Annotated in this window: 33 protein-coding genes; 8 read left to right on the forward strand and 25 right to left on the reverse strand. The window is 62.7% G+C overall.

Translation table 11 applies throughout. From position 1 onward, the window contains the following. Positions 1-7: 7 nt before the first annotated feature. Positions 8-331, reverse strand: coding sequence for a carboxymuconolactone decarboxylase family protein (locus EYV96_RS10395; protein ID WP_131151336.1), 324 nt, complete (start codon positions 329-331; stop codon positions 8-10). 151 nt (positions 332-482) lie between these two features. On the opposite strand from EYV96_RS10395, the gene EYV96_RS10400 reads away from it, so the two are divergent. Together EYV96_RS10400 and EYV96_RS10405 are read left to right on the forward strand one after the other, a co-directional pair. After that, positions 483-1,376, forward strand: coding sequence for a LysR family transcriptional regulator (locus EYV96_RS10400; RefSeq protein ID WP_131151337.1), 894 nt, complete (start codon positions 483-485; stop codon positions 1,374-1,376). A 113-nt stretch (positions 1,377-1,489) separates the two neighbouring features. Next, positions 1,490-2,680 carry an acyltransferase family protein gene (locus tag EYV96_RS10405; RefSeq protein WP_131151338.1) on the forward strand — a complete coding sequence of 397 codons (1,191 nt, stop codon included), beginning with the start codon at positions 1,490-1,492 and terminating at the stop codon, positions 2,678-2,680. 30 nt (positions 2,681-2,710) lie between these two features. Here EYV96_RS10405 and EYV96_RS10410 read toward each other — a convergent pair whose 3' ends face one another. Together EYV96_RS10410 and EYV96_RS10415 are read right to left on the reverse strand one after the other, a co-directional pair. Then, positions 2,711-2,935, reverse strand: a complete 225-nt coding sequence (locus EYV96_RS10410; protein ID WP_131151339.1) for a helix-turn-helix domain-containing protein — start codon at positions 2,933-2,935, stop codon at positions 2,711-2,713. A gap of 7 nt (positions 2,936-2,942) precedes the next feature. Further along, positions 2,943-3,422, reverse strand: a complete 480-nt coding sequence (locus EYV96_RS10415) for a DUF2975 domain-containing protein (protein WP_131151340.1) — start codon at positions 3,420-3,422, stop codon at positions 2,943-2,945. 77 nt (positions 3,423-3,499) lie between these two features. Here EYV96_RS10415 and EYV96_RS10420 point away from each other — a divergent pair, with 77 nt between their 5' ends. After that, positions 3,500-4,825, forward strand: coding sequence for an aspartyl protease family protein (locus EYV96_RS10420; protein WP_131151341.1), 1,326 nt, complete (start codon positions 3,500-3,502; stop codon positions 4,823-4,825). Here EYV96_RS10420 and EYV96_RS10425 read toward each other — a convergent pair. From EYV96_RS10425 to EYV96_RS10430, 3 genes are all read right to left on the reverse strand, one after another. Beyond that, positions 4,773-5,474, reverse strand: coding sequence for an energy transducer TonB (locus EYV96_RS10425; RefSeq protein ID WP_165488652.1), 702 nt, complete (start codon positions 5,472-5,474; stop codon positions 4,773-4,775). The genes EYV96_RS10420 and EYV96_RS10425 overlap by 53 nt on opposite strands. Before the next feature lie 239 nt (positions 5,475-5,713). Beyond that, a complete protein-coding gene (locus tag EYV96_RS18780; RefSeq protein ID WP_165488653.1) occupies positions 5,714-5,866 on the reverse strand; it encodes a hypothetical protein in 153 nt (50 codons plus the stop codon). Between the two features lie 43 nt (positions 5,867-5,909). Next, the gene (locus EYV96_RS10430) at positions 5,910-7,007 is read right to left on the reverse strand and encodes a TolB family protein (protein WP_240732407.1); all 1,098 of its coding nucleotides are present in this window, start codon (positions 7,005-7,007) and stop codon (positions 5,910-5,912) included. Positions 7,008-7,210: 203 nt separating this feature from the next. Here EYV96_RS10430 and EYV96_RS10435 point away from each other — a divergent pair, with 203 nt between their 5' ends. Both EYV96_RS10435 and EYV96_RS10440 read left to right on the forward strand, forming a co-directional pair. Then, positions 7,211-7,969 carry an AraC family transcriptional regulator gene (locus tag EYV96_RS10435; protein WP_131151344.1) on the forward strand — a complete coding sequence of 253 codons (759 nt, stop codon included), beginning with the start codon at positions 7,211-7,213 and terminating at the stop codon, positions 7,967-7,969. Between the two features lie 43 nt (positions 7,970-8,012). After that, entirely contained in the window at positions 8,013-9,890 is a 1,878-nt protein-coding gene (locus EYV96_RS10440) for a M3 family metallopeptidase (RefSeq protein ID WP_131151345.1), read from the forward strand. A 129-nt stretch (positions 9,891-10,019) separates the two neighbouring features. Here the strand turns inward: EYV96_RS10440 and EYV96_RS10445 are convergent, their stop codons facing one another. The 11 genes from EYV96_RS10445 to EYV96_RS19080 form a co-directional block, all read right to left on the reverse strand. Next, positions 10,020-10,466 carry a hypothetical protein gene (locus EYV96_RS10445; protein WP_131151346.1) on the reverse strand — a complete coding sequence of 149 codons (447 nt, stop codon included), beginning with the start codon at positions 10,464-10,466 and terminating at the stop codon, positions 10,020-10,022. 99 nt (positions 10,467-10,565) lie between these two features. Continuing rightward, positions 10,566-11,051 (reverse strand): hypothetical protein, encoded by a 486-nt coding sequence (locus EYV96_RS10450; RefSeq protein ID WP_131151347.1) that lies wholly within the window; start codon positions 11,049-11,051, stop codon positions 10,566-10,568. A 138-nt stretch (positions 11,052-11,189) separates the two neighbouring features. After that, on the reverse strand, positions 11,190-11,639 hold the full coding sequence (locus tag EYV96_RS10455; protein WP_131151348.1) for a hypothetical protein: 450 nt from the start codon (positions 11,637-11,639) through the stop codon (positions 11,190-11,192). A 139-nt stretch (positions 11,640-11,778) separates the two neighbouring features. After that, positions 11,779-12,357, reverse strand: a complete 579-nt coding sequence (locus EYV96_RS10460) for a hypothetical protein (RefSeq protein WP_131151349.1) — start codon at positions 12,355-12,357, stop codon at positions 11,779-11,781. Beyond that, the gene (locus EYV96_RS10465; RefSeq protein ID WP_131151350.1) at positions 12,354-12,623 is read right to left on the reverse strand and encodes a hypothetical protein; all 270 of its coding nucleotides are present in this window, start codon (positions 12,621-12,623) and stop codon (positions 12,354-12,356) included. The genes EYV96_RS10460 and EYV96_RS10465 overlap by 4 nt, the downstream gene beginning before the upstream one ends. 651 nt (positions 12,624-13,274) lie before the next feature. After that, a complete protein-coding gene (locus EYV96_RS10470) occupies positions 13,275-13,712 on the reverse strand; it encodes a hypothetical protein (RefSeq protein ID WP_165488654.1) in 438 nt (145 codons plus the stop codon). An 84-nt stretch (positions 13,713-13,796) separates the two neighbouring features. Then, on the reverse strand, positions 13,797-14,489 hold the full coding sequence (locus tag EYV96_RS10475) for a hypothetical protein (RefSeq protein WP_131151352.1): 693 nt from the start codon (positions 14,487-14,489) through the stop codon (positions 13,797-13,799). Between the two features lie 72 nt (positions 14,490-14,561). Beyond that, a complete protein-coding gene (locus EYV96_RS10480; protein ID WP_131151353.1) occupies positions 14,562-15,095 on the reverse strand; it encodes a hypothetical protein in 534 nt (177 codons plus the stop codon). 39 nt (positions 15,096-15,134) lie between these two features. Continuing rightward, complete coding sequence (locus EYV96_RS10485; RefSeq protein ID WP_131151354.1) at positions 15,135-15,908, reverse strand: DUF2310 family Zn-ribbon-containing protein; 774 nt, start codon at positions 15,906-15,908, stop codon at positions 15,135-15,137. A gap of 12 nt (positions 15,909-15,920) precedes the next feature. Then, a complete protein-coding gene (locus tag EYV96_RS10490) occupies positions 15,921-16,235 on the reverse strand; it encodes a hypothetical protein (protein ID WP_131151355.1) in 315 nt (104 codons plus the stop codon). A 197-nt stretch (positions 16,236-16,432) separates the two neighbouring features. After that, positions 16,433-16,741: a ribonuclease E inhibitor RraB gene (locus tag EYV96_RS19080; RefSeq protein WP_131151356.1), complete on the reverse strand. Its 309-nt coding sequence runs from the start codon at positions 16,739-16,741 to the stop codon at positions 16,433-16,435. A gap of 202 nt (positions 16,742-16,943) precedes the next feature. On the opposite strand from EYV96_RS19080, the gene EYV96_RS10500 reads away from it, so the two are divergent. Continuing rightward, on the forward strand, positions 16,944-17,564 hold the full coding sequence (locus tag EYV96_RS10500; RefSeq protein WP_131151357.1) for a dihydrofolate reductase family protein: 621 nt from the start codon (positions 16,944-16,946) through the stop codon (positions 17,562-17,564). A 4-nt stretch (positions 17,565-17,568) separates the two neighbouring features. On the opposite strand, the gene EYV96_RS10505 is transcribed toward EYV96_RS10500, so the two are convergent. Further along, positions 17,569-17,949 carry a tautomerase family protein gene (locus tag EYV96_RS10505; RefSeq protein ID WP_131151358.1) on the reverse strand — a complete coding sequence of 127 codons (381 nt, stop codon included), beginning with the start codon at positions 17,947-17,949 and terminating at the stop codon, positions 17,569-17,571. Then, positions 17,865-18,536, reverse strand: a complete 672-nt coding sequence (locus EYV96_RS10510) for a DUF4865 family protein (RefSeq protein ID WP_131151359.1) — start codon at positions 18,534-18,536, stop codon at positions 17,865-17,867. Before EYV96_RS10510 ends, EYV96_RS10505 begins: the two co-directional genes overlap by 85 nt. 99 nt (positions 18,537-18,635) lie before the next feature. On the opposite strand from EYV96_RS10510, the gene EYV96_RS10515 reads away from it, so the two are divergent. After that, a complete protein-coding gene (locus tag EYV96_RS10515; RefSeq protein WP_131151360.1) occupies positions 18,636-19,541 on the forward strand; it encodes a LysR substrate-binding domain-containing protein in 906 nt (301 codons plus the stop codon). 8 nt (positions 19,542-19,549) lie between these two features. Here EYV96_RS10515 and EYV96_RS10520 read toward each other — a convergent pair whose 3' ends face one another. Genes EYV96_RS10520 through EYV96_RS10535 form a run of 4 tightly spaced genes read right to left on the reverse strand, consistent with a single transcriptional unit; the run spans position 19,550 to position 21,576 of the window. Next, complete coding sequence (locus tag EYV96_RS10520) at positions 19,550-20,128, reverse strand: sugar O-acetyltransferase (protein WP_131151361.1); 579 nt, start codon at positions 20,126-20,128, stop codon at positions 19,550-19,552. Next, complete coding sequence (locus EYV96_RS10525) at positions 20,125-20,499, reverse strand: hypothetical protein (RefSeq protein WP_131151362.1); 375 nt, start codon at positions 20,497-20,499, stop codon at positions 20,125-20,127. Before EYV96_RS10525 ends, EYV96_RS10520 begins: the two co-directional genes overlap by 4 nt. A 49-nt stretch (positions 20,500-20,548) precedes the next feature. After that, positions 20,549-21,043 (reverse strand): DUF4440 domain-containing protein, encoded by a 495-nt coding sequence (locus tag EYV96_RS10530; protein WP_131151363.1) that lies wholly within the window; start codon positions 21,041-21,043, stop codon positions 20,549-20,551. A gap of 59 nt (positions 21,044-21,102) precedes the next feature. Beyond that, entirely contained in the window at positions 21,103-21,576 is a 474-nt protein-coding gene (locus EYV96_RS10535; protein WP_131151364.1) for a hypothetical protein, read from the reverse strand. 718 nt (positions 21,577-22,294) lie between these two features. On the opposite strand from EYV96_RS10535, the gene EYV96_RS10545 reads away from it, so the two are divergent. Then, positions 22,295-22,900 (forward strand): pentapeptide repeat-containing protein, encoded by a 606-nt coding sequence (locus tag EYV96_RS10545; protein ID WP_131151366.1) that lies wholly within the window; start codon positions 22,295-22,297, stop codon positions 22,898-22,900. Between the two features lie 195 nt (positions 22,901-23,095). Here the strand turns inward: EYV96_RS10545 and EYV96_RS10550 are convergent, their stop codons facing one another. Together EYV96_RS10550 and EYV96_RS10555 are read right to left on the reverse strand one after the other, a co-directional pair. After that, on the reverse strand, positions 23,096-23,524 hold the full coding sequence (locus EYV96_RS10550; protein WP_131151367.1) for a DUF1801 domain-containing protein: 429 nt from the start codon (positions 23,522-23,524) through the stop codon (positions 23,096-23,098). 83 nt (positions 23,525-23,607) lie between these two features. Next, positions 23,608-23,934 carry a nucleoside triphosphate pyrophosphohydrolase family protein gene (locus tag EYV96_RS10555; protein ID WP_131151368.1) on the reverse strand — a complete coding sequence of 109 codons (327 nt, stop codon included), beginning with the start codon at positions 23,932-23,934 and terminating at the stop codon, positions 23,608-23,610. Between the last annotated feature and the right edge of the window lie 89 nt (positions 23,935-24,023).

A 24,023-nucleotide genomic window follows, 5' to 3' on the forward strand; every position in this document is an offset into this window, starting at 1 on the left:
GCGCCACTCAGGCACTTTCGGCAAAGACCTTGCGCGCGACACCCACCGCGGTGCTCGCCGCCGGCCAGCCCGCGTAGAAAGCCAAATGCGTGATCGCCTCGATCAGCTCGTCGCGTGTCACCCCGTTCTGCTCCGCGAACTTCAAATGAAACGGGAGCTCGTTGAGACGGTATTGCGCGACCAGCGCGGCCACCGTGATCAAGCTGCGATCGCGCTTGGACAGCTCCGCCCGCTCCCACACCTCGCCAAACAACACCTGCTGCGTGAGCTGATCGAGCGCGGGCGCGACGTCGGCGAACGGGCCCTGGGGTTTGCGGGTGAAATCAGTCATGGCGGGTTCCTGATGGGGGGGGGGTAACAGGTAAGGGAGGCGGGTCGGTCGAGAGGACCCGGCCAGTGTGTGCCTGGCGCGCCTATCGGATAAGACGGCAAATATCGAATGGACTTATGATCCAGATCGATCAATCAAGTCGGCGTGATCCATGAGCGGCGAGAACTACAACGACCTGCAGGCGTTTCTCGCCGTGGCCCGGGCGGGTAGCTTTACGCGCGCAGCCGCCCAGCTGGGGCTGTCGCAATCGGCGCTGAGCCACAAGATTCGCGAGCTGGAAGCGCGACTCGGCCTGCGGCTGCTCACGCGCACCACGCGCAGCGTGTCGCCCACGGAAGCCGGCGAGCAGCTGATGCGGTCGCTGACGCCAAGCTTCGAGAACATCGATGCCGCCCTGGCCGGCCTGAGCTCCCTGCGCGACAAGCCCAGCGGCACCATCCGCATCACCAGCAGCGAGCACGCCGCCGCGACCATCCTGTGGCCGGTGTTGCAAACCTTCCTGCCGAACTACCCGGACATCCGTGTCGAAGTGATCAGCGATGCCACGCTCACCGACATCGTGGCCGAGCGCTTCGATGCCGGCATCCGCCTCGGCGAGCAGATCGCCCTCGACATGGTGGCCGTGCCCGTCGGCCCGCCCACGCGCCTCGTCGTGGCCGGCACGCCCACCTATCTCGATGCCCATCCGGCGATCGTCACGCCACGCGACCTCACCGGGCACGACTGCATCAACCTTCGCTTTCTCACCCACGGCGGCCTTTATGCGTGGGAGTTCGAGAAGGGCAGCCATGCACTCAATGTGCGCGTCGACGGTCGACTGACCTTCAACAGCCTCGACCGCATCCTTGCCGCCGCGCTCGCCGGCTTCGGCCTGGCCTACCTGCCCGAGGACATGGTCCGTCCACAGATCGAAGCAGGCCATCTGCGCCAGGTGCTCGATGACTGGTGCCCGCTGTTCCCTGGCTATCACCTGTACTACCCCAGCCGTCGGCAACCCTCGGCTGCATTCGCCTTGCTGGTCGAAGCGCTGCGCTACCGGGCGTAAGCCCATCCCTGCCACCCCGCTGTTCGTCACCGGACAACCTCGATCCGTCACGGGGCGGGAGACGTCCATGCCTTGCCGGGCCAGTCTTGGGCGCTTCTCAGAGGGAAACCACCATGGAACGCCGCCACGACATCGACACCCTGCGCGTACTCGCCTTTGGCCTGCTGATCCTCTATCACGTCGGGATGGTCTACGTGGCCCCCGTGTCCGACTGGGGCTTCAACATGAAAAGCGACTACCTCGCCCCGTGGCTGACCTACCCGATGCTCTTTCTCAACCGCTGGCGGATGGAACTGCTGTTCCTGATCTCCGGCCTGGCCGTGCATTTCCTGCGCGGGCGCGTCTCGCTGGGTCGGCTGGCGGCGAAGCGGAGCTGGCGTCTGCTGCTGCCGCTGGTGTTCGGCATGCTGGTGGTCGTCCCGGTGCAGCCGTACGTGGAGGGGGTCAGCAAAGGTGACATCACCCCGGGCTTCCTGGCCTTCCTGCCCTACTACTGGGCCCATGGCTACAAGGCCTATGGCCTGACCTGGAACCACCTGTGGTACCTGCCCTACTTGTGGCTCTACACCATGGTGCTGCTGGCGATGTTGCCCGCCATGGAATCCCATCCCGGCCGCACGCTGCGCGCGTGGTTGCAACGGCTGCGAGGCGGCCCGCTCCTGCTGCTGCCCGCGCTGCCCCTGATATTCGCCGGCACCTTGAACGAGCGCTTTCCGGAAACGCACGCGCTGGTCGGCGACTGGTACGCCCATGCGCTGTACTTCACGATGTTCCTCTACGGGTATCTGATCGGCACGGATCAGGGCTTGTGGAAGGAACTGGCGCGCCTGCGCCGGGCCTCGCTGGTGACGGCGCTGACCTGCTTCGCGCTGTACCTGTTTCTCGACAAGTTTGCGGGTGCGGTGATCCACCACCGCCTCACACCCACGTCGATCTGCATCGGCCATGTGCTGATCCAGACGCTGCGTTACCTGTACTGCTGGACCGCCATCGTCGCGATCCTTGGCTGGGGCCACGCGTATCTCAATCGCCCCTTCCGCTGGCTGCCTTATGCCCGTGAGGCGGTCTACCCGTGGTACGTGCTGCATCAGAGCGTGATGCTGTGGCTGGCCTACGGTTTGTTGCCGATGCACCTGGGACCGGTGCTGGAGCCGGTGCTGATGGTGTTGGGCACGGCGGCCGGGTGCGCGGTGATCCATGAGGTCGTCATTCGCCGGACCCGCTGGCTGCGCCCGTTGTTTGGGCTCGACGCACAAAACAGGACTCGCGTCGAAGCCCCACGCCTTGCCGGCGAATCCGCCTGACAGGCCTCGGCGGAGGTTGGCCTTGCCCGGCTAATCCTCCGCCGAAGCTTCATCCGGTTCCCACGCCAGCAAATCACCCGGCTGGCATTGCAGGTACTCACAGATCTTGCCCAGGGTTTCGAAGCGCACGCCGCGCACGTGGCCGGATTTGAGCAGGGACAGGTTGGATTCGGTGATGCCCACGAACTCGGCGAGCTCTCGCGAGCGCACTTTTCTCAGGGCAAGCATGACGTCGAGTCGAACGATGATCGCCATGGCGGCCTCACACGATGGAACGGTGATCTTCTTCGAGGCGTGCTGCCTGGTCGAGCAGGCGCGCCACGAAGAAAAAGGCTGCGATCGGCAACAGGGCCACCAGGTCGTCGCCATCGAAATGCAGGCGCGCGCCGTCCGCCCCGGAGGCCATCGCCAGGCCGACCGTTACGGCAGCGGGGAGCAACAGGCGCACCAGGGCCGCCACCATCAGGAGCGTCGCAAAGCGGCGAAAGTGTCGCGTCACGGTGGCAGAGAACAAGGTGTCTTCGCGAACGCATCCGAGCGCGCGGGCGAGCTCGATCAGGGCGAAGCAGGTACATAGGGCGATGACTGCGGCGATGGCGGCAGCCCATCCGCGCGGGAGGCCGTCCGTCGCCAACGTGGCGGCAACCGGCCCCGCGCCATTCGCGCCCAGCATGCCCCACAAGGTGATGACCGCACACGCCGCAGCCCCCACCCAGGCCGCCCGGGCCAGCGCGCGGGCCATGCGCGCCAGCCGCCCGGTTGTGGCCACAGAGTTTTCTGTATTACGATAATTTTTCTTCGTCATACGGACACTGTAGCATGAGCCGCCCAGGCCGCACCTTGCTGTTCGCCCTGCTCTTTGGCATGGCGCTTTCGCCCGCCACGGCCACCCAGACCAAGCCCCTGAGCCGCGCCGAAGTGATGCAATTGCTGCGTCATGCAGGCCATGGGGAGGTCTTTCGCCTGGACGAACAGCAGGCGCGCATCGCCGACCCTCACCTGGCCCTGCTGGCACGTGCACGACTCGCTGCGTCGAAACTGGACGCGCAAGCAGCGTGCGATCTGGTCGACGAATACATCGCCAGTGCACCCCAACCCGGCGAGCGGTCGCTCGCATGGGCCATCACCGCCGACGCAAGTTTTGCCGACGGCGACTATGTCACCGCTGCAAAGGCGGCGCACGCCTGGGCCAGGTCACTGGGGAACAGCCAACGCCATGCGGACGAGCGCACCGACGCCCAGCAGATGGCCGGCCTCGCCGATCTTCTCGCCAGCGTAGCGCCGCAGACGGTGGATGATTACGAGCCGCGCGCAGAGGCGCTCACTCGCGACAAGGTCGGTTTGCTCCGCGCCAACGTCCGCGTGAATGGCAAGCCCCAGGCCATGGTCATCGATACCGGTGCCAATCTGTCGGTGATGTCCCTGTCCACGGCGCACACGCTGGGACTTCGCATGCTCGATGGCGATGCACACGTCGGCAGCGCCAGCCAGCAAGCGGTTGCCTCGCGCATCGGTATCGCCGAACACCTCCACTTCGCCGGGCTCGACCTGAGCGACGTGCCATTCCTCGTGCTCGATGATGCGCAACTGGCGATGCCGGTACCCGGCGGCTATCAGATCGACGCCATCCTTGGCTTCCCTGTCCTGCGACAGCTACAGCGACTGACCTTCACCGCCGACGGCAAGCTGTTGCCCGCGCGCAGCAGCGGCGATGCGCAAAAGGATGCCAACCTGCGCATGGTCGGCAGCGACCTTTATGTCAAGGTGCAGCTGGGCGACATGCCCGTCGCGATGCACCTGGACAGCGGCGCGTCGCACTCGTCCCTGTCGGCACGCTTTGCCGCCGAGCACGCATCGATGGTGAAGGGGTGGCGCACCCGCAAGGAAGGGGTGGGTGGCGCAGGCGGTTCGCGCACGCGTCGCGTCGCGACGTGGTCGAACGTCGACGTGGGCATCGGCGTGCAACACGTGACGCTCCCGACACTGGCAGTGGCGCTCGACAGCGCCGGCAACGTCAAGGAACCCAACGTCCTTGGCAACGACATCCTGCGCGCCTTCGATCAGTGGACGCTGGATTTCCAGCGCATGGAATTCACTGTGGGAGAGGCGCTGCACGAAACCTCGACGCGGTCATCGACGAACTGACCATGTTGATGGGAACGCGGAAGTAGGATTCAACAGGCGCGCCATGGCGCTGCACCGGCGTGAAATGCCAGCGGCGCACGGCACCAAGGGCAGCCTCATCCAGCGCGCCGTAGCCCGAGCTCGACTCAACCTTGATCTCCTTGACGTTCCCGGACGTGTCGACCAGCGCCATCACGGTGGTTTTGCCGAAACACAGCTCGCCATCCGTCTTCTTCGGCCAGGGTACCGAGAGATCCGGCACATCGGCGTTGAGCTCGTCCCGGGGGCTTGGAATGGTCAGCATCGTCACGCTTCGGGCAGGGACGACTAACTGGACAACTGACACCGCGGTGCCGCCGATACCCATGAGCGCCACGCAGCCCAGCCACCCCAATACCACCACGAAAGTGGCGCGCGCACCCGACCGGCCGCCGCGCGACCGGAACAGGTAGTAGATCAGCGCCATGAAGCTGAAGGCCACCATCGCAACGTTAAGGCCGTATGTACGCCGAAAGTTCCGCTCGCTTGAGTCCACGCGATACCAGACGAACAACAACAGCGAGACCATCAGCGCATACAGCAGATCCATTGGCGTCCAATCCTGTTCCGGATACCAAAACTGATGCGCACCGCCGTACAGCAGCGACACGAAACCGATCGCCAACACCATGGCCGTCTTCGTCTTCATGATTTCCCCTGACTTACCTGTCTGCCCGTGTCGCCACGATGCGGCGCGCCGCCTCCCCAGGCCACGCGCACCTAATCTATCACGCATGCATCAGCCAGCCTCAGACGCGGAAGCCGCGGTACGGGATCGCGCCTGGCCATCGCCTCGCGGCAAATCGAACGCCCGCGTTTATGCAGGCGACCGTAGACGAACGCCATCGTCGAGCCCAGGCACCGCGCAGGTCAGCGCTTTTCGGGATCGACCACCTTGACGACCTTGCCCGGCGCATCCGGAAACGCCCGGCTCGATTTCCCGGCCGCCGCCACCTTCAGCACGATGCGATCCGGCACGGCGGCATGGGAAATCAGTGACAGGGCCAACCGCGGCTTCGTCATGTTTCGCAACGTCGAACGCCCTCTTCCGTAGATTAAAAGCCGGTCATGCGCTGGACTTCGTCTTCACGGCTTTGCGGTGCGCATCAAGCCACGGCGCAAGCGACACCGACCAGATGTTGTCGCTGCCGTTGTCCCAGGTTTGCATGCGGGAGAGGTCCTTCGCTGCTTGCTCAACCGTGCGCGGATAGTGCGTCGCTTCCGAACGGGTGCTGCTGAAATACAGCGTCTGTCGATCCGGCCCAAGGTGCGCGCCCCAGGGACTGCTGGTGTTGATCGCATCGCCCAGGTCGATCGGCTCGCCCCAGGCGTCGCCCTCGCGAAACGCGATGTACAGACGGTCGGAGGCCTTCTTGTCGCGGAAGTTGGCATCGAACACGATGAATGATTCATCGGGCGCGATCGCCGGGTCCAGCTTGTGCACCGACGGGTCGCCAAGCACGACCGGCTCCGGCGGCAGATACTTTCCGTCGCGGTACTGCGTGCGGAACAGGCGGAAGTCGTCATCGTCGCCGGGACGCTGGAAATACACGCTGCCGTCGGCCGCCACGCTTGGCGCGTATGTGCGCGTGCTGCTGTTGACCGAATCCGGCAAACGATACGGCTGCCCCCAGCTATCGCCCTTGCGATCCACGCGCCAGAGATGCCCGCCGGACGCCGTCATCACCTTGCCGTTGGCCAGCACCGCATCCAGCGCTTTGCCACCTTCGACATCAGGGCGATTCGACGTAAACACGAGGAAGGAGCCGTCCGGTGCCATCGCCGGATCGTGATCCAGCCACTGGCCCGAAAACGATGCGATTCGCGGAGCCGTCCAGGTATCACGAATCTTGTGCGACTCAAGGATCACCGCATTGGGCCAGCTGATGCGGTCGAAGAACACCGTATTGCCATCGGGCGAGAATGCGGCGGAATCTTCATTGGCGGCGCCGGAGACGATGCCGGGAGCGAAAATGCCAGGCACCGAACGATCATCGGCATGGAGCGAAAACGCGGCAACAAGACATCCGGTACTTGCAGCAACCTGACACATGCGATGCAAACGCTTCATGACGCTCGTCCTTGTCGAGAGGGGAAGGAAACGCTCGTGCAGCGGAGACAGCGGCGCATTCTGGCGCTGCGCCAGGGCGCGCAGGACGTGCATGAAGTCACGCCATGGGTGCGCCGGCGCACGCTCGACCCGGATACAAACCTCGCATCGTCATCCATGCGACCACCCACGGCGAGATGCCGGGCCAGCAGACGATGAACGATGACTTTTCGCTATTGCGAATGCGTTCCAGCCGTTGCAAGGTTTCCGTCTAAGCGCGCGCTTGCTGGCCGTGACGCCACGCCGGATGAAGGAATATGAGCGGTATTGTCGATCTGCATGTGTCGGAGTACCTGCCCGATGGCTCCATCGCGGAGCATCGTCATGACCAGGCATGGTTTTGCCTGGTCGTCGATGGCAGTTACGAAGAGAGCATCCTTGGCATGCGCAATGTGCACGAGCCGGGTGACCTGCTGTTCTGCCCCGCCCATGCTTCACACGCGCAGCGATTCGGCGGCGATGGTGCGCGCAAGGTCATTTTTCGCTGCGACGCCTCGGTTGCCCAATGGCTGGGCGAGCATCGAACACGACTTGACGGCCGCCCGCTTGTTCGCCGCTCGCATGCCTTGCGGGGCATGGGCCGGCACATCGTCAGCGCCCTGGCCGTCGACGACGCACACTCAGGCGTGATTGCCGACGCCGTGGCGCTGGACGTTCTCGCGGAAACGGGGCGCGAGGTCGCGCACTTGAGCCTGATGGAGCCTGGCTGGCTGCGGCGCGTCCGCGAGCGGCTTCACGACGACCCTGCACGCATGGTGTCGCTGGCCGAGCTGGCTGCCGTCGCCGGCCGCCATCCCGTTCATGTCGCCCGTGGCTTCAGGCTGTTCCATCACTGCACGCCGGGCGACTACCAACGCCGCCTTCGCATGGATCGTGCGGCGCGCCTGCTTAGCAACACCACGCGTCCGCTGCTGGATATTGCGCTGGAGTGCGGCTTCGGTGGTGCGGCGCAGTTTTCCCGCTCGTTCCGCGCCGTGCACGGCACCACGCCTTCAGCCTGGCGCAGCTCGCGCTAATCCGTGCAAAGCAGGACGGTGCGACCCGGGTTAGCGTGGTGCCATGAAAACCCGCCTGCTTGCTGCCCTCGTCGCCTTCGCCCTGTCCGGCGCCACTCACGCTGACGATCGGCGTATCGACCCCGCCATCTGGTTCCCCGACGCGCCTGCGGAAGCCTCCGACCGTGCCCGGTTCCTGGCGGACGCCAAGGCCTTCCCCGTGCTTGAAGCGCCCACGGCGCAGGCGCTGCTGACCTATATCCAACGGGCCGAGGCGCTGATGGCCCAGTACCAGCGCCATGCCGCCTGGCTCCATCTTCAAACGGCGCGCGACATCGATGACCACGTCTCCAGGGATGCACGCTCGGCCGTGGGCGATGCCGCCGACACCGTGGTCACCCGCACCCGGCAAACCCTGCGCCATTTGGGCGATGCCGGCTTTGCCCGGGACGTCGCCGCCGTCCCGGAGCTGGCGAAATATGGCTGGCTCCTGGCACGCGCCACGCGCGCCGTTCCTCACGAACTGCCGCCCGGGGAGCAGAACATACTCTCCACCTTGTCAGACCAGGCCAGCGAATCGCTCTGGAGCATTTACCAGAAGACACGGCGTAGTGCTGCCTACGGCAAGGTGCACACCACGCGCGGCGACTTCGACGCTGGCAAAGACGCCGATGCGCTCGCCATCGACCCCGACCGGCGTGTACGTGAACAGGCATGGAAGCAACGCCAGGATGCGCTGGCGGCGCAGGCAGAGACGTATGCGGCAACTTTGATCGGCATTGTTCGCCTGAACGACCGCACGTCGAAACTCGAGCACTTTGCCGATGCACCTGAAGCGACCTATTTCGCGCGGCTGTTCACCCGTGCCGACGTGGACGCGACCGCGAGCGCCGTCGAAGCCCAGGCGTCCGTACTTCAAACCTACCAGCGCTTGCGCGCCACCCGGCTCGCCGAGCGGCTTGGCGTCGCACAGGCGCACAGTTGGGACCTGGCCATGCCCATGCCCGGATTCACGCCACCGGCGTTCGACGAAGCCCGCATGCGGCGCGATATTCCCGCAGCGCTGGCGCCTCTGGGCAGCGACTATGTGGCACGTTTCCGTGCGCTGCTGGACCCGGCCAACCACCGGACCGACCTCGCAACAGCCCAGGGCAATCGCGAAGATGACGCTTTTTCGCTGGCCGCTCCAGGTTCGCCGGGGACCCTGTTCCTGGGACGCTGGAAACCCACGGTCAAGGAAGCCAGCAAGGTCGCGCACGAGGGCGGACACGCCATTCACAGCGAACTGATGAACGAACGCGGCGTATCTCCCCTCTTCAATCACGGCCCTGGCTGGATGCACGAAGGCATCGCCATCCTCAATGAAATGCTGTTCTATGAATACCTCTACCGGCACAGCGACAACCCGGCAGCCAAGGCCCACTACCTCCAGGCGCAACTCGACGAAATGACCTTCGAGATATTCACTTCCGCGGAAGAAGCGCAACTGGAAGCCCGCATCTACGACGGCGTGGTCGCCGGCAACATCCGCCAGGCGGCCGATCTTGATGCCCTCACCCTCGATGTGACCCGTCGGTTCGACATCTGGCCCGACATCGATCCGCAACTGTCACATGCGTGGATTGGCAAGCGACTGATGTTCGAAGACCCCTTGTACCTGGCCAATTACCTCTATGCAGGATTGTGGGCCACGAAGATGTTCGACATGGCGATCAAGGATCCGAAGGACTTCCAGCAACGCTACGCCGCGATGATGGCCGAAGGCTTCGATGCGCCGCCAACGGAGTTGCTGAAGCACTTTTTTGGCAAGGATCTGACGCCAGGCGAGCTGGTCGGTGCGGACATCGACGTGATCCGGAAAAAGGTGGCGGAACTGGCGCGGCTGTATCAGGCGGAAGATCAGGCTTCGCTGGGCGGAAAGACTTCACCGGCCGGCCACTGACGTCATGACCCGCCAATCAACTGCGTGACAAAGGGGCACAACGGCGCGACAAAAGACGTCCATATGCGCAGCGACGGCGCGTAAACCTGAGGCCCAAGCGCCGCCTCGCGTACTTCAGCGCTGTCCAGCCTACCCGGTGTTTTGCTGAGGCCAGTCAGCCACATTCACCGATCCACCGGAGGGCCGCCCCAGACATTCAACCGTGTAGTCGTGTCCGGGCTCCGTCCTCACTGTCACGTTGAAGCCCCTCTGGATGAGTGGATTGTAGTTGTAGGTGCACAACACCATGACAAGATAGTTTCCGGGCGGCACCATGGCCGATGTTGCATGTGCCGACTTCATGCCAGGCGGCGTCGGCCCGAGGTCGGAGACGGCGACGATCTCAGTGACTTTGTTGAACTTGAACGGATTGAACGTAAAGGCCTCTTTTCGCTCATGGGTATTGGCGACCCGAATGATCGATTGCGGTTCCTGCGTCATTCGGCCCCGGTAGACCCCGGAGCTCCCGAAGCTCCCGGCGCAGCCTGCCAGCAGCGCACAGCAGGACACCGGCAAGGCGTGACGTATCCATTTCATGATTTGCTCTCCTGAAAACCCTGAAGCAGCCACCTGCGCCGCAGGCCGAGCCTCCCACGCCATCCGGCGTGGAAAGCACCATTTCTTCCCTGCCTGCTATCAGGTCGCTGGCTCTTCGTCCGGCTCCGGAGTTTCGATCGTCGGATGCTCCAGCCAGTCGGCGAAATCACTCGCAATTTCCTTGCCGATCTTGTCGAGCGCGCCGCAACCGGAAACGCTGCTGAACGTCGTGGTTCGATGCATCTCGATCAGCCCCACGAGCTTGTCACCGTCGCGCAGCTCGCCTTTGACGCGAGCCCATTTCGGGCCGGTGAAGAGGCCACCGCCCATCGTGTGCACGATGGTCACGGAAAGCATGAGCACCGGGCCCTTCACCTGACTCAGGTCCTGATCGGTGACGGCGACGCGGCCTTTGGATTGGCGCGCAATGTTGTCGCCGATCTTCTTGTTCCAGGTGCACTCCTTACGCACTTCGATGTTTGCCGCACCGTCGACATACGGCGTGACGCGCGCGACAGAAATCGTGTCCGTCGCGCAGGCAAGCGAAGACATGCCAAACAGGCCCATGGCCAGCAACTTTTTCACGCATTTTCCCCTGTGCTCTCAAATGACAAAACCATGCTCCCTGTCGGCTGCGCTCGCTTGCCGAGCCGCCTCCCGAGCTCCCTCTCCCGGGCCCTTCCCGCCCGTCCTGCGTTTAGCGCGCCAGCGCCCACCGAGTGATCAGTAGCGACGCGCCGGTGCTTCCCCAAACACCTTGCGATACACCGACGGCGTTGCCGCCAGCAGTTGGCGCGCGCGTTCCTCCGTGAGGGGGCGCCACGTCCATCGGATCTCCACCTTGCCTTGCCAATCTACGGTAGCCCGCTCCCGGAACATGGCGCTGGCACCGATGGCCATGGCGATCACGTACTGACCGTCCCTGGTTCGGCAAAGCCAGTTGGCATCCATTTCAGCCACGCCACCACGGTTGTTGCCCAGGACATGCGTATGCCAGCGATGCAGCACATCCATGGTCGACGCGCGGATGACCCGGTCACCCAGCACAACGTCCTGGGTGATGAACGATGCCTCCAGCCTGTCGTCCGAGTCACTGAATACGTCCCCCATGACGCCGACGCGAATCATCGAGCCGAACAGGACAATGCAAGCGAAGATCAGGATGACCCACATGCGCAACCCCCCAGTTAGCGCGGTGTTCGGTGCCGTCGGGCCTTGGCTGGCGGTGAGCCACCCATTGCCTGTCACGGCAGCTGGATCTTCCCACAAGGAGGGCCGGCGAATGAAGTGTGCCAGCGTCCTTGGTCAGGCCTCACGCAGCCTTGGTTGCCAGTGCACGCTTGACCTTCTCATAGGTCCAGTCCAGCAGGATCTCCCCGTCTCGAAAGGTCAATCCCGCGTGGGCAAGTTGCCTGAAGGAGATGCGGATGATCTCTGGCAGGTAGATCTCGCCGGCCGGCCGCACGGTAAACAGCCATGGGCTGGTGACGTAGCGGACCAGCGTGAACTCGGTCGAGGGAAAGCGCCGCCGCGCCGGCGTGACCAGCTGAGCAAGGTATTGCCCGATGAGACACAGCAGCCTCCTGTCTTCCATCTCGATCAGGTAGATGGGACAGCGCGTGTTCTCTTCCTCGAAGTAGATCGCGCGCCGGGACCGGATGATTTCGGTGGGCGAGCGGCTGCGCATCTGTGCGGACAGCGACGGCGGCAAGGCGGGTTTTCCTTTCATGGTGCTCAGGTACTGGCGGATGACGAGGCTGCCCGCGACCACCGTCAGCAAACACGCGTGATGACGATGGCGAGAATGGCGTGACCCCAAGGTGGGAAACCCCAAGGGCGCGGTGTGGTGAAAGGGAATGACAGCGTGGATGCAGTCGCCCGGAACGGTCATAGTGCGGCGGATGCATCCATTCGCTCGAGCGCCCGCTTCACGGTCTCCGTACCCAGGTGCGCATGAATCTTCCAGACGCCTACGGCATGTCTGAATTTCTCGGCGTGCGGGCAATCCATGTGTTGCACGTGTTCGCAGGCCTCGGTCGCGATGGTTCCGGCGCGCATAAGCCAAACCACGGCATCGATGAGAAGTTTCTTGGGGCAAGACGCCAGTTCTTCCCGAATGATCTCGTCGCCCTCGTCAGGAGCGGGTAATGCATCCATGTAAGACATCTCCTGGTGGACGCGGCACGTCGTGCACGCACGAACGTGCCGCGCTTGTTGCCAAAACATCGATCGAACCATGAAGCCCCACCGGCACGCCTCGTCTCGGGCGCCGGAAGCTCAGATCGGATGAAAGGTGCAGCCGCTCGCCACTGGCACTTCAACCACGAAGGACCAGCGCGCAAGGGGGATAAGGCGCACACGCTACGGAAGCGGCGAGCAGCCGCAGTTCATCAACCGCGTCGGCAGTGGGTGCGGACGCGCTTCCGATAGCCGATGGGCAGGTCGCCATGGGCAGGCGACGCGGGAGGGAATGCCGTAGAATTCGGCTTAGCCATAATCAACTCCTGGATAAGTTGGTTGCGGTTAGCGGGCCTGGTGGTGTTAGCGCACCCCTGGCCTGCGATTCCATCGCCTCATGGTAAGAGCGATGCGCTGCCCGACACGGTCCACGCACACGGGGCCGGGCAGCGGAGTCCAACGTAACAGTTTGGATTGGACGTGTCTTTAGGACGCTGCTGTGTGTTTGTTAGGACGCGCCCGGGAAAATGGGGAAGCGTGAGACTCTCACGTGCAGGTGCCGCTCGTCAGCGACGTTGCCAAACTCCGCCCGACCTGTCGGTCATCATGGACATGACGCGAGCGCCGATTTCACGGAGTCGCCTTCAACTTCCTGATCGTTTCCTTGACGTGCCCGGAAGCGCTCGCTTCAGTCCAGGTCATCTGTGCCTCAGGCTGAATCCACGATTCAACAAGGTTCTTGTGCGCCAGCCCTGCAATGAGCCATTCCTCTCCCACGGCTGGATGAAAGTCGTAGAGGCCGGGGCAAGGCCCTTGCGTTGTGCTGACAGTTCGAATGTCGACTTCGCCGGCGCGAAACCCCCGCCACCATTCCATGGGAAGGAACATCGTGTCCCTGATGACGGTACCGTCCGGACCAGGACGTTCACTGACCGACGTGACTTTGCCTCTGAACGCCAGTCCCAGCGGCGACCGGGCCAGCACGAACTGATCCAGCCAGTACTCCGGCGGCAAGGGCCTGCACGCCTGCGCTGTTGTTGTGGTCAGAACGTAGCCGAGAACAAGCATCGCGAGCGTTCGCCAAACCATGACTTCCCCCCGTATGTGACGAAGACATCCGGATGCCCCACCCGGACGGATCAGGCGGCCCCATCAAGGAGCATTCATCAAAACATCGGCCGCCTTGCCGTCGTCGGTCTTCATGCCTTTGGCGCACGTGTAGTAATCGAAATCGAACTGCTGGAAATAGCACGCGGCTCCATGGACCCTGGCCGTTAGCGGACGCGTGTCGCCCACGCGTTTGAAGCGCATCATCCCGGTCACCACATTGAAATCGGTGTCGACGACGGACTTGATATCGTGATCAGGCTCGCCGCTGTCTTCCGCCCGGTGCAGGCGAATGCCGATGAGGCGAAATGTTCCGTCCGTCTGCCGCTTGAACTGGTAAGTGCCCCATACACCTTTCAATCCTTCCAACTGGACAAACAGGCTTCCGCGCTCGACCCGCAACGAGGTGTCCACGTCACTCGAATCGGCGAAAGGCGTCTGCGCGGCGATCCTCAAGCCGCCCGCTTCCTCGGCCAACACCACGATTTGCTGAGCCTGCGAGTCAACGGAACCTTTGACCACGACAACACTCACCTGGCCAAACCCTTCCAGGTTTCCGGAGCTCACGGGCCCCATCCGATGCCCCTCGTGCGTCAACGCGGCTTCGAATGCACGGAGGTCGACAAAGCTTTGGCCCGTCTCCTGATCCGGCGATCCCGGCCCGGCAACTACCGTACTGGCGATCGCCCATCCACCCATCATCGACATCAACAGCGAACGCCATGCTTTTGCTTTCATGTGGGACATTCCAGGTTCCACTTCGTTGCGAAGATACAGGGCAGGCACAGAGCGACACGAACGTTCCGTTCATTACAGACCGCCGGTTTCAAACGACCTCATCCAACCCTTCGCGCTCACCACGCGCCCCGCCTCGAAGGTGAACTCCACGATCGACACTTGCTTGCCCGGACTGTAAATGAACTCCACTTCGACCTTCTGACGCGAGCAGGGATCGACAGGCATGCTCATAGCGTCCCAGCCAACAAAACGGTAAGTGTCCGCATTCATTTCGTGTGCGAGCGCGCGAGCGCCGTCAACGCCTATACCCAGCGGCCGCCCCACGTCGCCCGAACCCAGATCGAAGCTCGCCGATGGATCAATGAGCGCGGAGAGCTTTTGATCGCCTTTCGCCGCCAGCTTGATGACTTCCACGGCACGACGGCTGAGGAATGAGTGCAGGTCACCCTCACCCGACAGGTTCGATAGCGCGCACTCGGATGCCCCGGCAAATGCAGGCCCAACCATCAGAAGCAAACCCAGGCTGACCAACCATGGCCCTTTACGCTTCGGCATGAATCCCCCCGTTATAGATACCGATCCACCTTGCATCCAGCGACCCGACATCACCCTCCCCCCCTGACCCACGACTCGCCACACAGTCACTCACTTGACGTCAAAAGCGATGTTCGAAACCAGGCAACAGCGATCGCACTTGAAGTCGAAGATAGAGTGAATGGGCGTCTCCAGTGCCCAGGCATCCCCACAACCAGGACACCGCCGCTTCATCTCGGCCTGGTGGCTTCGTCCATGACCGCGATAGAGGTAGTAATAGAAGGGTTTCTGGCTGGAAGCCGCAAGTGTCTTGCAGTGCGCCAAGCCCTTCTTCGTCAAGCTGCTTCCCAACTTGGACAGCTCGCGCGTTGCCTCCTTTTCGAGCACAGTGCACGTCATCTGCAGGGTGTCGAAGCACTGGTACTCGGTTTGCCACGACATGAGCTCGTAGAAGTCTCCACTGGCCATGGCCTCAAAGCGATACAGCGCCGAGGGCTTGAAGCAGTCCATGCACCGGACCGGGGTCCCGATGCTCTCGTAGGTGGTGAACAGCAGCCAGGCACTCGGCGTCTTGCAGGAGCAGGTCGCCATGGCGTCGACGTCCTTGCCCAAGACGTCACACGCCACGAGCCATCCTTCCGCCTCGCAACGTGCGAGGGCTTCGCGCGCGTATTGGCTATGGAAGCCGGCGTCGAGCGACTGCGCCTCAGGAGTGAGTACAGTCGCCGTGACCACATCGGCATGGCCAAGCATGGGCCACTCCCGCCCGCAGACCTGGCCGTTGTTTCGCCAAACTCCGAGCAACCATTGAATGGTATCGGTAACCGCCTCATCGTCGGGCTTGCACGGCCTTGTCCGGGTAAAGGTGATCTGATTGACGTACACGGCAACCTCGTATCAATGCGAAGTGTGTGAAGTACTCTCACCCGAAGCGCGACGACTTCGCCATGTTTCAAGCGATATGAATTCGGCCGAAGGTATGTCCTCGACCCTGATGATTTGCGAAGCAAGGTTCACCGCAAACACCTGGAGCAAATCCAGATCCTTGCCAGGATTCACCGCATAGACGTAAACCATGTCATAGCACTGGCCACCGATGCGTTCGCGCTTGCCGGTGTCCAGCACGAGCTTTTCTCCGCCCCAGCTGGCCAGCTCGGGAAGTTGGCGAACGCGTTCCCTCGCGCGACGCCATGCATCCGCAGAGCTTTGCACGGGACGACATGCCGAAGCCTCCCGGCCCGAGCCGACAGCATGCGCTGACGATAGTGCGCACAGCACCACCAGGCCGAGCGACCCTACAGCCTGTATCAGTTGCATGAGAGGTTTTCAGTCATGGCCCTACCTTGGTGTCATCGTTGACGGATTCTGCAGGGACTGCATCGCAACCAAAACGCATCGACTTCCAACCCTCAAACGACAGAACAACCCCAGCCGTCGTACTCCCCGTCATGGGCTCGCGAAGACGCATCCGGATCGGTTGTCATGTCGTCGATCCCGGCTGGCGGGTCCACCCGGCTGAATGCTACCGCCTGGAGACCTTCCCCTCGGGGCCCTGCGTCAGACGCCTTGTAGCCCTTGGCGCCGAGGTACTGAACGAAACCGTGGTTGGCACCTTGCCGATCGAACCATGCCAGAGGGCCGATCATGCGTGGCACCCCGGCCGATCGCCATGCTTCGCAGGGTTGCTCCAGCATGCCTCGATGACGGATGCGCTGCATGTCCTTCGGCGACGAATAAAGAACGTTCCAGCGGGTGGACCACCCGACATCCGGTCGCGACCCGGTGGCGAATGCGTCATCGGGTCAGCGCGGCCTGTCGATTTGGGGGGATGCCGTTCGTCGTCATCGTAAGAGCCCGGACAAAGGGCTCGCGTGTCCCACAAGGGCTGCCCCGATATCACGCCGATCCAGGGAGATCACGATGAGAAAGCTGATCTTGACCATGTCCATGTCGCTCGACGCGTTTGTCTGTACCCCTGAAGGCGACGCCAGCTGGGTGTTCAGCGGCGATCAGGAAGCCATCGGGTGGAAGCTGGAGCAGTTGTCAGACGCCGGCCTCATCATCATGGGGAGCCGCGCGTTCCGGGACATGTCGCCCTATTGGCCAACCGCTGCCTCGCCCTTTGCGCTGCCCATGAACCGCGCGCCCAAGGCCGTGTTTTCCAAGCAAGGGGCGTCCGTACTGGAACCGGCGGCGGCAGCCATCAAGGCCGCCCAGGCGGGGCATGCCAAGGCGGGGCCGTTGCAGCCTGGCGGGGAAAGCTGGGCCCAGGCCGAGGTCATCGACGGCGACCTCACCGAAGAAGTCTCCCGGCTCAAGGCACAAGGGGGGAAGCCCATCATTGCCTTAGGCGGCGCGGGATTCGCGCGCAGCCTCATCGCCCGGAACCTGGTGGATGAATTCGCACTGATGATGCACCCCATCGCGCTGGGTCAAGGCATGCCGATCTTCTCTGATCTCGCCGCACGCCGGCCGCTCACGCTGGTCAGCGCCAGGGCGTTCCCGCTGGGTTCGGCAGCGCACGTCTACCGGCCAGCCTGACGCCTCACACGTACTGCGCGATCCCACGCCCGAAGGACCAGTTTTCCTTGCCCGTTTCGAGCAGATTGATGAAGAGGTCATCGGGCCGCAGGCCCGGTGATTCGCCCAGCAGCTCGCACAAGCGTCGATAGAACGCCTGCTTCTGCTCGACGCCGCGCGTGTTGTTGCAGGCGATCTGCACGATCACCAGGTCGTCGCTGCGCTCCATGCCAAGGTACGTCCGGTCGGCGTCGAACTCCTCCGCGTCGTGTTGGCTGACCAGGATGAAGCGGTCGTTCTCCGGCACGCTGAATGCTTCGGTCATCGCGCGATAGATGCCGTTGCGCAAGGCGGCGAGGTAGTCGGGGGATTTGCCGCGACGCAGGGCGATGCGAACCAGTGGCATGGTGGTTTCCTCAATGAGAAGGGATGGGGCGGCCGATGGAGACGTGGCCGACGTCGTATTAGCTGGCGTTGCTGGCTGGCGAGATCGGGACGAAGCTCCGGCCACAACTGCATGCGCACCAGCGACCAGCGCGATGCGTCCAAGGCAACGATGCTGGCGAGTGCACCTTGCGCGGCCATGCGTCCGGCCGTGGCGATTTCCTGCTCGCGGAGCCCGCCAAGATCCGTCCATGGCGCCACCGGCACATGCTCCACGCTGGCGCAAACGGACTCAGCGAGCGCACCCGACATCGACGACCACACCTGCCACCACATGACCGCCGGCCAGCCAAAAGAACGAGCCAGTCCATCGATCGCGGGACTGGTAAGGAACCGACTCATCGCGTCGGCCTCCTGCCAAACGTAGAACGGGGCGTAGGCGTTGCACGGTGTCGGCAATCGCCCCGCTCCCCGGTCGGCGCTCAGCCAGGCCTTGAAGGCCAAACCGGGGTGATCGTCCAGCTGAGCGCCCCGCTCCTGAATCCGACGCCGGATGATGCCCATGTCGTAATCGGCGGGCAGGACGTAGCGGTAATGCATGGCCAGCATGGCGGGCTCCGGTGCTTGACGAGCTCCACGTTAGCGCGACAATGCCTTCCTGAAAATCGGGATTTAATGGACGATATATCCCGTCTTGAGGGATTGACCATGCTGCGACCCACCTTCGATCTGGACGCCCTGCGCAGTTTCGTCCTGGGCGCCGAACTCGGTAGCTTCGCCAAGGCCTCCGAACGCCTGTCACGCTCGACCTCGGCGGTGAGCGCCCAGCTCAAGCGCCTCGAAGAGCAGGCCGGCCAGCCCCTGGTCCGCCGCCTGGGCCGAGGGCTTACCCTCACAGACGCCGGCGAAACCCTGCTTGCCTACGGCCGACGCCTGCTCGACCTTAACGACGAAGCGGCCACCGCACTGCGCGGAGCCGCCCTCGCCGGCACCATCCGGCTGGGCTTGCAGGAAGATTTTGGCGAGAGCCTGTTGCCCCACCTGCTTGGCCAGTTCGCCCGCGCACACCCCAACGTCCTGATCGAAGTGCGCATCGCCCGCAACAGCGAGCTGCTGGACCGGATCGCCACCGGGCAGCTCGACCTTGCGCTCGCCTGGGACGCGGGTGCGACCACCCCCCATGCGGAGAAGCTGGGAAGGACACCCATGCGATGGATCGGCAGCGCCAGTACGGCCATGGCGTGGAGCGAGGACGAACCTTTGCCGCTCGTGATGTTGGAAGCGCCGTGCCTGATGCGCACCGCGGCGACGAATGCACTGGACCGCGCGGGCCGCCGTTGGCGCGTGGCCTATACGAGCGCAAGCCTCGCGGGAATCTGGGCGGCCGTATCGGCGGGCCTGGGCGTCACCGTGCGTACGGGGCTTGGCTTGCCTGCGTCGGTCAGGCCACTGGCACCCGGCGATGCAAGGTTGCCGAAGCTGTCGGCGCTGGGATTGCAGCTGCTACGTCCCGCGAGCGATGCATCGACGCAGGTGCTCAGGCTTGAGACTTTGCTGCGCGATGCACTGCTCGACAGTCCTGGGGTGCAAGCGGGGAAGTCACTGAAGATGTAGACCGGACATCAACCGGAAGATGCGCTGGCCTCATCAACGACGGAACGGATGAACCTCGCCGGATTGCCGCCCACAAGACTGTTGGGCGGAACATCCTTCGTCACCACCGATCCGGCCGCAACCACCGCGTTCTCGCCCACGGTCACGCCGCCGATGATCGTTGCGCCGGCCGCAATCCACACGTTGCGTTCGATGACGATGCGCCTGCCCGTGGTGACCGAACGGCGCTGCGATGGATCCAGCGGATGCCCCGTCGTCATCAGGGTGACATTCGGCCCGATCATCACGTCGTCGCCGATGTGCAACCCGCCCAGATCGTAGAAAGTGCAATTCTGATTGATGAAAACGTTCCGCCCGAGTCGGATTTCATCGCCACCGGCGGTGAAGAACGGCGGGATCAGGATGAAGCTCTCATCCAGAGGCTGTCCGATGAGTTCACTGAAAAGCGCGCGGACCTCGCCCATGTCATCGAACGTCAGGCGATTGAGCGCCGCCGTGAGCCGGCCCGCGCGCCTGACGTTGGCCACCATCTTCGCCGCCTCGGGCGTGCGGCCATGCACCCATTGGGCCTGGTCGTCGTGCGTCATTCGCATGTCGTGTCAGTGTTCGTCACATCAGCCAAGGCAGCGACCGTCGCGCTGAGCAGCGCCTGCGCATGCCACACCATCCACGGCTGCCTCTCCGCCTCAAGCGCAAGCCGCTCGGCATCTGCTTTTGAAAGCGCGCTCTCGCTCCAGTGGTCGCGCACCGTACCAAGTGGAAACCCATCCGTCTCCGAATCCATGGCCACGAAGGGATCAAACAACTCGCGATCCAGGCCATGGCTCGACCACCGCCACCGAAGGATGTCACGAACGCCGTACGTCAGACACACCTTCCTCGTCAGGACGGCTTCGATGGCCTCACAGAGATGCGTCAACACGTGCGCGTTGGCGTGGCCGGACTTGGGAAGTGCCATCACTGGCACTGACTTCTGTTCCTGATATTGACGGCGCGTCGTCCGGACATCACGACCCTCCCGCCGCATTGAGCACCCGCGGCGACGCGTTCAGGTTGTCCATGTCCGAGAAAATCAACCAACGCCCACCCGATGTCCGCCGCAGCGTCAGGGTGAACTTGCCCGCATCCCCAGGCTTGTCGCCGAAACCATAGCCCCCGGTAATAAAGCCCACGGTGTCACTGGTTGCATACGCGAAAGCGCGCAGACGCAGCCCACCACCACCCTGATGGGCATAGGCAGCCGTGATGGCCGCGCGCCCGCGCGCCGGCAGGTGCTGGCTCTGCAGCACGATGCCATCGTCGGCAAACAGCGCCGCCAGTGCCGAAGCGTCGGCCGCATTCCATGCACGCTCGTAGTCGCGCAGTACCCGATCAAGCTCGGGCGGCAACGCCACATCGGGAAGCACCGCGCTTGCTACCGGGCCTGGGTTGCCCTGTGCCAGGACCGGACTGGCGCCGAGGAGCAAGCCGAGCGTTGCGAGTGCGGGAATGAGTTGGCGCATGGAGGAAGTCCTTTTTAATTGCCATTGAGTCCAGCTTTGAAACCGGAGCGATGGGCCAGTCAGTTTCGGGCCCTGGCCATCAGCTTGCCGAAGAAGGCGCCAAGAAGGAGAAGCGCAAACGAGGCCATCCAGACGTAGAAGCCGAGCATGGGTACTGGATGGTTCATGTAATCATCTTGCCCAGAGAAAAGGACGGGCATGGGATGCGATCCGGACATCCAGAAAAAGCTGGCACCCAGCCCAGCGGACAGGACGGCCAACACGGCAGCCTTCCGATAGTGCTCAAGTGCGTACAGTTGAGCGCCGCCCAGGAAGGTGTAGTTCGCGAAAAAGGGAAGCGCCGTGGCGCTCAGGGAGAGCAATCCCATCGGTCCGAAACACACGGCGAACCAGCCCGGCACGATCTCGATTTTTCCCTCCACGTGATCGGGTGGAACGTGGGACATGTAACTGAACGCAGGTAATGCGAGCGAGGCCAGGTAGCACCCTCCTATCAGCGCCAGGACGATCCACTTCGATGTTTTGTGATTCATCGCTCTAACCCCAAGGCCATCCTGTGCACCCACGGCCAAAGATCATCAACATACCCACCAGTCATTGGGATCGGATGATGGACTTCATGACTAAAACCCATCTGGCCGCGCCTCTGGTGGACAACTGAACACATTGGGGCGGCGACCGGATCTCCTGCACCCGAGCCCGGTCCACACATGGCCATGCGCACGTCGACCTACCGCGTTTCAGGCGTGTCCCTGCAAATGGCGCAATGCATGCCTCGACGTGACTGGTAAATCCTCCCGCCCACGAAGACCGCCGCCGTGATGGGCGCCCAGATCACCCCGTGCATCAGCGATTCAGCGAGGTCGTGCCCCTTGATGCACTGCGCGAGCGTCAGGATGACCAGCGTACCGAGCCCCACCCCCATGAATCGCCTAACCCAGAAAGCCCATCCCATGTCAGTTCCCCTGATGTTTGGCATGACGCAACGCTGGCCTTCCCGCACCGTCGTCGAGGTTGACACCAACAGGGCATGGAGCGCCCTGAATCAGAAAGTCCCCGGCCCCGACTCGAATGATTGTACGCATGGAAGATTCGGAAATGGGATAGGTCTGGCCTCGTCACCGCGACAACGAACGACTTATGTCCATGCAAGCCATTGACGATCCGGCGTCCCATCATGAGGAAGGCCTCGCCCCGCTATGCTATCCACTCGACGGCGGCCTTCCTGGCCCCAGCATGAGTTGACCATCCATGACTGACATCCTTGGCGAAGATGCAACCGATTTCTATCAGCAGCATTTTCGGGAACTCAGGCACTCGGGCGCCCATGTCGCTGCCAAGGTGTTCGAGGAATGTGATTTCACTCAGTGCTCGTTCAATGGCGCGCGCTTCGAGCGATGCAAGTTCATCGATTGCACGTTTCGGTCCTGCGACCTGAGCAATCTGGATGTCACGTCAAGCAAGTTTCTGACGGTTCTTTTTGAGGAATGCAAAATTATCGGCGTTGACTGGAACAAAGCCGAGTGGCCGAGATTTGCTGGCCCGGGGCAAATGGCATTCAAGAAGTCAGTGCTGAGCGATTCTTCGTTCTTTGGCATGAAGCTACCGGAGCTCGTACTGGAGGAGTGCAAAGCACGATCCGTCGATTTTCGGGGCGGTGATTTCAGTCGCGCGAACTTCACCTATTCCGACCTTGCTGAAAGCATGTTTGGCAACACCCTGCTAAGCGGCGCCGACTTCAGAGAGGCAACGAATTACAGCATCGATATTCGCGACAATCAGCTCAACGGGGCAAAATTTACGCGTCACGAAGCAATTCGGCTTTTGGATGGCCTGGGATTCGAGCTTTTCGATTAGGTGCGGCGCCGGAGATCAGCGGTGCAAACGCGCACGTCGCCATGTTTTATAGCGACGCCCGCACCACCGATCTTCCAGGCTCGGCGGGCCGAGGCGTCCCTTCGCTTTCAGGGATTCGAAGAAACGCGACTTCAGTTCACGAAGTGACCTGAAGCGCGAGCGGCATGCACGATCTCGCCCCGTTGACTGACGACGCTATCCTGACGTCTGCTCAACGCCACACTGTATGGCGTGCTTCAGCGTCTCGACGCTTATATCGCCCAGCGTTTTGAACTTGATGCAATAGCCTGTCACCTTGGCTTTGCCCAAATCCTTGCCAAACGCCTGCGCCAGGTAGTTCTTGTCCTCGATGCCCAGGATGTAAACCGAGATTCCCGCGGTATTGGCGCTGATACCGACCTGGTAGAACTCCCTTGCGCCTCCCCTGGCGTGCCTCATTTTATGGGTACCGTACCCCACGTTGGGGTTGGAAACGATTTTCCCCGATTCGTCTTTGCCATCCAGGAACCACAACCGGCATTGGGGCATCACATCCAGGATGATGCGGTGCAGCTCTTTCAAGTCCGAGCGCTTGGGCTCAGGCTGCGTGAGGAAATAGGCTTCGATCTGCTTTTCGATGCTCATATGGATCCTCATCCTGCCGAGCGCTCGAACGGAGGCGCCGGCCTCACGAAGATGCACGGCATTCGGCGCCGTTCAAGCTGATCTCAAGCATCCAGCTCACCGGAAACATATTCCGAAAGCTCCCTGGTATTCCTGAGGAACTCCGCTTCCAGGTCGATGCCGCATTTGCCCGCAAGCACCATGATGGACCACAGACAATCCGACAGCTCATGGCCAAGTTTGGCGTGGCAGTCATCGATGTCACGGATGCCTGCATGTGCCTGGACCAGTTTTGCCAGATCGCCGACGTCGCCCACAAATCCGAGCGCAAGTTCCGTCGTGCTCCACGCGCGCCCCCACCTTTTGACTTCAAGCTTTTCGTAGAGATCGTTTAGCTGCAGCGCTGACTTCTCAAGATCACTGAATTGCATGTTGCTTGCACCTGGCACGGGTCGTTCGTTGCGAAAAGTATGCCGTCCCGACACCCTCGTCCGCCATTCGCGCTGGCGGGATCGAAGGG

The sequence above is a fragment of the Dyella terrae genome (assembly GCF_004322705.1).
Classification (GTDB): Bacteria; Pseudomonadota; Gammaproteobacteria; order Xanthomonadales; family Rhodanobacteraceae; genus Dyella_D; species Dyella_D terrae.